At 54.3% G+C, this 7,998-nt stretch carries 5 protein-coding genes; all 5 read left to right on the top strand.

What is annotated here, in order from left to right:
* Positions 1-135 precede the first annotated feature (135 nt).
* The 5 genes from K9857_RS17575 (at position 136) to K9857_RS17555 (ending at position 7,656) form a co-directional block, all read left to right on the top strand.
* Complete coding sequence (locus tag K9857_RS17575; RefSeq protein ID WP_224537835.1) at positions 136-357, top strand: hypothetical protein; 222 nt, start codon at positions 136-138, stop codon at positions 355-357.
* On the top strand, positions 357-1,244 hold the full coding sequence (locus tag K9857_RS17570) for a hypothetical protein (RefSeq protein WP_224537834.1): 888 nt from the start codon (positions 357-359) through the stop codon (positions 1,242-1,244). Before K9857_RS17575 ends, K9857_RS17570 begins: the two co-directional genes overlap by 1 nt.
* Before the next feature lie 181 nt (positions 1,245-1,425).
* A complete protein-coding gene (gene hsdR, locus K9857_RS17565; RefSeq protein WP_224537833.1) occupies positions 1,426-3,792 on the top strand; it encodes an EcoAI/FtnUII family type I restriction enzme subunit R in 2,367 nt (788 codons plus the stop codon).
* 88 nt (positions 3,793-3,880) lie between these two features.
* Positions 3,881-5,350: a type I restriction-modification system subunit M gene (locus K9857_RS17560; RefSeq protein ID WP_224537832.1), complete on the top strand. Its 1,470-nt coding sequence runs from the start codon at positions 3,881-3,883 to the stop codon at positions 5,348-5,350.
* A complete protein-coding gene (locus K9857_RS17555; protein ID WP_224537831.1) occupies positions 5,347-7,656 on the top strand; it encodes a restriction endonuclease subunit S in 2,310 nt (769 codons plus the stop codon). Before K9857_RS17560 ends, K9857_RS17555 begins: the two co-directional genes overlap by 4 nt.
* The last annotated feature ends 342 nt before the right edge of the window (positions 7,657-7,998 follow it).

Here is a 7,998-nt window from a genome sequence, read left to right as displayed (position 1 = left end):
TGAAACCGGCCCTTTGCGCCTGGACGGCACCCTGCCCAAGCATTTCGTCGGCTACTGCCCTGCAAACATAGCACCTCGCCTGTAAATAAGCCGATTAACTGTGCTAACCTCAAACCCAAGTCTATTTTCACCCTTATGGGTACTTTTGCCATGATTAGTGGTCACCAGCATTCAAAAGACCTTAGCTTTGCGGAAATGATGAGCCTTAAAATCAGCTCACGTGACCGTCAGGTCGATGCTGTTTATGCAGCTGACCCTCAGATGCTTGAAATGGCTGCTGCCCGTGCCAAAGCTGCCCTTCGTGGCAATTCTGCTTCAATCGCTCGCCCACAGCGATTCTCTGCGCTTAGCAACTGATGCTAGAAGCGGTAAACGAGGACGCTCCGTTCGCCCTACTTGAACGTTCAGAGCTCTTCACTTTCCTGCTCGATCTAATTCAGCGCGTCTACCGCCCCTCAATCCGATCAGCTGTCACCGATTACGGGCTTGTGATCGTTGGCGGACAATCGCTTACGCTTTGGGCCAGGCAATATCTCATCGACGAAATGACAGGCGAGGATGTCGGATTCGTTACTAGTGATGACTTGGACTTCATCGGCAACCCCGACTCTGTTGATTATTGTGCGCGCATGATGGGCGTCCCTTTTCGCAGGGCGAAGATGGATGACAACACAATAAACATTGCCGCCGCGTACATTGACTGGGTTGACGATAAAGAGGTCATCGTCGATATCCTGGAAATGGACAGCGTCGGGGGCGCACCCAAAAAAGAGATTTTCAAGTATTTATCCGTCCTGGACATCGAAGGTGTACAGGTCGCCGTCATCGACCCAATCACGTGTCTAAAGTCCCGTTTGTTCAATCTGTTTGCTTACTGGCAGGATCGGAAGCACCGGGAGTCAGTGCGAGTGAAGATCGCACTACGCGCGTCAAATCACTACCTGCGCGACTTGCTGATACATGAAGGGTATCGAGTCATCTCAGAGCATATTCGTCGAATTAAGGCCTTGGCACTGACCCCGCTCGGCAAACGCGTTTATGTCGAATATGGGATCGACGTGCTGGACGCCATCCCCTACGATCCGGAGCTATTTCCAGCGGCCTATTTGGATCGGGAACGACCAAACATGCTCCGCCAAATTAGTGATGTACGCCGACGGAAGTTAATTCAGTACAAACGATTCGACTGTGGCCCTATTCATCCGAGCCATCTTCAGCCCGCCCTACAGAACGATCCAAGATAAAAGAACCAGGACGACGCGAAACACTCGCGCAGAAATGTCTCGACTTACATTGTCTATAGCTTTAGCCACCAAAGCCTGATGTTCCACCGTGCCACCATCAAACAAGGTACATTTACGCCCATCAAGCACGATCAACAGTGCCGGAATGGAGCGACCAGGCCGGTTTGAAAGGTAATTGGTTATGGACAAAAAGTCGCTTTCCGAGCGGGATATCTGCAGCAAGTACATCGCCCCAGCCATTCAGCAAGCTGGATGGGACATGCACAAGCAGGTGCGCGAGGAAGTCAGCTTTACCAAAGGTCGCATTATCGTTCGAGGCAAACTACACAGTCGCGGTGAGGCACGCCGCGCAGACTTCATCCTCTACCACCAGGCCAACCTGCCTATCGCTGTAATCGAGGCGAAAGACAACAAGCACTCCGTTGGCTCCGGCATGCAGCAAGCTCTCGGCTATGCAGAGGCGCTGGACGTACCGTTCGTGTTCTCCAGCAATGGCGATGGCTTCCTGTTTCATGATCGTAGTGGCACAGGCAGCCAGGTAGAAACCGAACTCACCCTCGATCAATTCCCCAGCCCTGATGAACTTTGGCAGCGCTACTGCCAGTGGAAAAGGCTGGATACAACAGCCCAACACAAGATCGAAGCGCCCTACTACGACGACGGCTCCGGGCGCATGCCGCGCTATTACCAGATGAATGCCATCAACCGCACCGTCGAGGCTGTGGCGCGCGGCCAGGCCCGAATCCTGCTGGTGATGGCCACGGGTACCGGAAAAACATACACCGCCTTCCAAATCATCTGGCGGCTGTGGAAATCGAAACAGAAGAAACGCATCCTGTTTCTGGCCGACCGCAACATCCTGGTCGACCAGACCAAGAACAACGACTTCAAGCCCTTCGGCCAGGCGATGACCAAAATCGCCAAACGCCAGATTGATACCTCCTACGAGATCTACCTGTCGCTTTATCAGGCCGTCACCGGTACTGATGAAGAGATGAACATCTACAAGCAGTTCTCCCGCGACTTCTTCGACCTGATCGTGATCGACGAATGCCACCGTGGCAGCGCCTCCGAGGATTCTGCCTGGCGTGAAATCCTCGATTACTTCTCCAGTGCCACCCATATCGGCCTCACCGCCACACCTAAGGAAACCAGAGAGGTGTCCAGCATCACCTACTTTGGTGAACCGATTTACAGCTACACCTTGAAGCAAGGCATCGAAGATGGCTTTCTCGCTCCCTACAAAGTGGTGCGTATCGACTTCGACAAGGATCTGCAAGGCTGGCGACCACCCAAAGGTATACTCGATAAAAATGGCGAGCTGATCGAAGACCGCATCTACAACCTCAAAGATATGGACCGCACCCTGGTTATCGAGGCGCGCACCCAACTGGTGGCGCAGAAGGTCACCGAACTCCTCAAGGCCACCGATCCGTTTCAGAAAACCATCGTCTTCTGCGACGACATCAACCACGCCGAGCGCATGCGCCAAGCCCTGGTCAACCTCAACCCTGAGCGCGTGGCCGAGAATCGCAAATACGTTATGCGCATCACCGGTGATGACCAGGAAGGCAAGGCCGAACTGGATAATTTCATCAACCCGGAAGAGCGCTACCCGGTGATTGCCACCACCAGCAAGCTGATGACCACTGGCGTCGATGCCCAGACCTGCAAGCTGATCGTGCTCGACCAGCACATCAAATCGATGACCGAGTTCAAGCAAATCATCGGTCGTGGCACTCGTATCAACGAGGACTACGGCAAGTACTGGTTCACCATCATGGATTTCAAAAAGGCCACCGAGTTGTTCGCCGATCCGGCCTTCGACGGCGACCCAGTGGTGATCTACGCGCCAGGAGGCGATGACTCCCCCGTACCTCCGGATGACCCGCTTGCGAATGAAGAAGGCATGGGCGCAGGCAACAGTAACGAGGGTAATGACCTCGATTTTACCGGCGAAGATGAGGGCAAAAAACGCATCAAGTACGTCATCGACAACGTCCCGATTTATGTAATCGCCGAGCGTGTGCAGTATTACGGCCCTGATGGCCGACTGATCACCGAATCACTGCACGACTACACCCGCAACTGCGTGCAAAAGCAGTTCGCCTCGCTGGATGACTTCCTCCGGCGCTGGAGTGATGCCGAGCAAAAGAAAGTCATCATCGAGGAGATGGCCGCCCAGGGCGTGATGTGGGAAGCCTTGGCCGAAGAAGTGGAAAAGAAACAGGGAAAGCCGCTCGATCCGTTCGATCTGATCTGCCACGTTGCCTTCGATCAGCCTGCCCTATCACGCCGCGAGCGAGCCGAGCAGGTGAAAAAGCGCAACTACTTCGCCAAGTATTCTGGCGCCGCTCGCCAGGTGCTGGAGGCCTTGCTGGATAAATACGCCGATACCGGCATCGAGCATATTGAGGACATCAAAATTCTGCAGCTTGACCCTTTCAGCCAGTTCGGTGCGCCCATCGAGCTGGTCAAAGCCTTTGGCGGCAAGGCTGGCTACAACAAGGCTATCCACGAACTGGAAGACGAGCTTTACGCAAGCTAAGGGCTAAGCACCGACGACATGCCAAGGCAGTCGCCCGCACTATCCGGTAGAATTTCGCCCCCCTTGCGGTACGCGTTGAGAGAACTTCATGTCCATTAGCTCCACCATCAAGTCCATCCAGGACATCATGCGCAAAGACGTTGGCGTAGACGGCGACGCCCAGCGTATCGGCCAACTGGTTTGGCTGCTGTTCCTGAAGATCTTCGATGACCGCGAGCTTGAATGGGAACTGATGGATGACAACTACCGTTCGCCCATTCCCGACAGTTGCCGCTGGCGTACCTGGGCCGCCGATCCGGAGGGCATGACCGGCGACGCGCTGAAGGACTTTATCGACAATAACCTGTTCCCCCAGTTGCAGAACCTGCACGAGTACAGCAACACACCGTCAGCCTTCGTGGTGCGCAGCGTGTTTAAAGACGCGTACAACTACATGAAGTCCGGGCAGTTGCTACGCCAGGTGATCAATAAGATTCAGGAGGGCGTGGACTTCAACAAAGCCCAGGAACGCCACGAGTTCGGCAACCTCTATGAGCAACTGCTGCGTGACCTACAGAACGCGGGCAACGCTGGTGAGTTCTACACCCCGCGTCCGGTCACTGAGTTCATGGTACGCATGGTCGACCCAAAGCTGGACGAAAAGGTTATGGACCCGGCCTGCGGTACGGGCGGCTTTCTCACATGCGCCATTGAGCATAAGCGTAGCCGCTATGTAGAAACCGCCGAAGACGACCGCATCCTGCAGGCCAGCATCTTCGGCGTGGAAAAAAAACCGCTGCCGCACCTGCTGGCCACCACCAATATGATCCTGCACGGCATCGAGGTGCCGAATCAGATTCGCCACGACAACACCCTACGCAAACCGCTGATTAGTTGGGGCCCGAGCGAGCGTGTGCATTGCATCGTTGCCAACCCGCCGTTCGGCGGCATGGAAGAAGATGGCATTGAAAACAACTTCCCCGCAGCCTTCCGCACCCGCGAAACTGCCGACCTGTTTCTCGTACTAATCATGCAGTTGCTCAAAGACGGTGGCCGCGCCGCCGTGGTGCTGCCCGATGGTTTTCTGTTTGGCGAAGGCATCAAAAGCCGCATCAAGGAAAAGCTGCTCACCGAGTGCAACCTGCACACCATTGTTCGCTTGCCCAACGGCGTGTTCAACCCCTACACCGGTATCAAGACCAACCTGCTGTTCTTCACCAAAGGCACACCGACCAAACAGGTGTGGTTCTACGAACACCAGTACCCGGCAGGCGTGAAGAATTACTCCAAGACTCGCCCCATGCGTATCGAGGAGTTCGCCGCGGAAGAGGCCTGGTGGGGCAACGAGGCCGATGGCTTTGCCGCGCGGATGGAGAACGAATTCGCCTGGAAGGTCGGCGTCGAAGAGTTGCAGGCACGTAACTGGAACCTAGATTGCAAAAACCCACATATCGGCGAGCAGGTCAGCCACGACCCAGAGGATTTGCTGCGTAAATATGCCCAACTGCAAGGCGATATTAGCGACCTGCGCGATCAGCTCAAAACGGTACTGGCTGAAGCCCTGGGACGCCAGGCATGACCGTGCTGTTGACCGAAAATCTGCCACTGCTCTCAGGCGCGCCAGACGGAATAAAAAAGCTCCGCGAGCTGATTCTGGAGCTGGCGGTGCGTGGAAAGTTGGTACCGCAAGATCCGAGTGATGAACCAGCCTGTGAGTTGCTGAAAAGCATTACTGCGGAACAAGTACGATTGATGGCTGAGGAAGGTTTACGTACCAACGCACAAAGCGAAGTTCCACAAAAAGACCAGTATCTTAAAATTAGCGCCGGATGGGCATATTCCCGACTTGGAAATCTTGCTCGCTTTATTGATTACCGCGGCAGGACGCCCACCAAAACCAGCTCAGGGATTCCACTCATTACTGCTAAGAATGTGCGATCAGGCTTTATCAGCCGCGAACCACAAGAATTCATAGCCAAGAATGATTACTCGTCATGGATGACTAGAGGTTTTCCTCGGTTTGGCGACTTACTTTTCACCACCGAAGCACCAATGGGCAACGTTGCGCTGGTTAACATATCCGAACAATTTGCATTAGCTCAGAGAGTAATTTGTTTTCAACTGCATGAGATAAGTATCGGACCATTTCTGAAGCTCGCCATGATGTCATCCACATTCCAAAGGCAGCTCCTGGAAGTAGCAACAGGAATGACAGCAACCGGAGTAAAGTCCTCTCGATTGAAAGAGATGCCAGTTCCTCTTCCTCCGCTAGCCGAACAACATCGCATCGTCGCCAAAGTCGATGAGCTGATGACCCTGTGCGACCGCCTGGAAGCCCAGCAGGCCGACGCCGAAAGCGCCCACACCCAACTGGTGCAAGCACTGCTCGACAGCCTGACCCAGGCTAGCGACGCCACCGACTTCGCCACCAACTGGCAACGCCTTGCCGAACATTTCCACACCCTGTTCACCACCGAACCCAGCATCGACGCCCTCAAACAGACCCTCCTTCAACTGGCCGTGATGGGCAAGCTAGTGCAGCAAGATCCCAACGACGAACCGGCCAGTGAGTTGCTTAAGCGCGTTGCAGAGGAAAAGGTGCGGCTGGTGGCAGAAGGGAAGCTCAAGAAGCAGAAACCGCTGGCGGACATTGAGGGTGACGAGGTCCATTTCGACCTGCCAAGCAACTGGGCATGGACGAGATTTGGAAATATCTGCGCAATTAAAGGCGAGTTAGTTCGCCCGGAGGACTTCCCATCATTACGCCAGATCGCCCCTGACTGCATTGAGAAAGGCACCGGCCGCCTCACTGACAACAGAACAGTGAAAGACTCTGGCGTCAAAGGCCCTAACAGTCGCTTCTTTGCCGGACAGATCGTCTACTCGAAGATCCGCCCGTCACTTTCTAAGGCCGTATTGGTTGATTTCGACGGGCTTTGTAGTGCGGATATGTACCCAATAGATGCTTTCATCAGCTCGGAATTTCTACTTAAAGAAATTCTGTCTGAGGTTTTTCTCGAGCAGGTTCGGGTCGCTGAAAATCGAATCAAAATGCCCAAACTCAATCAGGAAAGCCTGACGAGTTTCGTGCTGCCGATCCCGCCACTAGCCGAACAACATCGTATCGTCGCCAAAGTTGATCAACTGATGACCCTCTGCGACCAGCTCAAAACCCGCTTAACCCAAGCCCGCGAGCTTAACGAACAGTTGGCCACGACTCTCGTCGAGCGGGCCCTTACCGAAAATGGTAAGCAGGCTAAAATCGCCACGGATCGGCAAATAGCTCGTACCCTCCTCGCAGCAGAAATCACTCATCGGCTACATGCCCGACGTACATTCGGCCAACGCAAGCTGCAGAAAGTGATTTACCTGGCAGAACATGCAGCTCAGCTTACCGCGATTGAGGGCGCCTACCTGCGCGCCGCTGCGGGGCCCCACGATCGCCATTTGATGAATCAGATCGAGGGTGAGTTGCAAAACCGTAAGTGGTACGAGCGCATCGAGCGCGAGACGATTGGCCATGCTTATCGCCCGCTTTCCCAATCAGGGCAGCATCGGCAGGCATATAGCAGCACCTGGTCGGTCGCTGAACGCGCCACCATTGAGCAGGTTATCGAGCTAATGCGGGACTGGGATACGGACCGTTGCGAAATGACTGTGACGCTCTATGCCGCCTGGAATGATTTTATTCTCGAAGGCCGCCCGGTTTCCGATGAAGCCATCGTGGATGAAGTCATGCATAGCTGGAATGACACCAAGCTGCGCTTTGGCAAAACCGAATGGTTGGCTGTACTCGCAGAGATGAAGAAGCACAAAATCCTCATGCCCAGTGGCTTTGGCAAACGCACCACAGGAGGCATGCTCAGCTTGCCCGGTTTCGAGTAAACAGCGATTGTTTTTGGCCGCGGTATTCCAGTTGGTATTCCAAAAAAATTTACAAACTCACATTAGTCAATTAAATCAAATATCTAAGAAACCAATTCAAATTACCTCGGCCCACCAAATAGCAGTCTAGACCTGTCTCAGACAGTCTACGAAACACCCCAAGAAGCCCGCCCCGTGTGGGCTTTCTTGTTTCTGGCTTTCCACCCCTGCCTACCCTATCTCAAGGCTCCATGTATCCTCCCGTGTACCATGCCGCAGGTTTCCGACCCCGTGCCAGCTCGATTTCCTCAGGCGCCCCCTCGTTTTTGGGATGCTAGCCAGGCGTGTTAGCTTTCTCTTTTG

This window comes from Pseudomonas sp. REP124 (genome assembly GCF_020164475.1).
Taxonomy (GTDB): domain Bacteria; phylum Pseudomonadota; class Gammaproteobacteria; order Pseudomonadales; family Pseudomonadaceae; genus Aquipseudomonas.
Note: the sequence above shows the minus strand (reverse complement) of the source record. Positions and strands in the feature narration are given on the sequence as shown.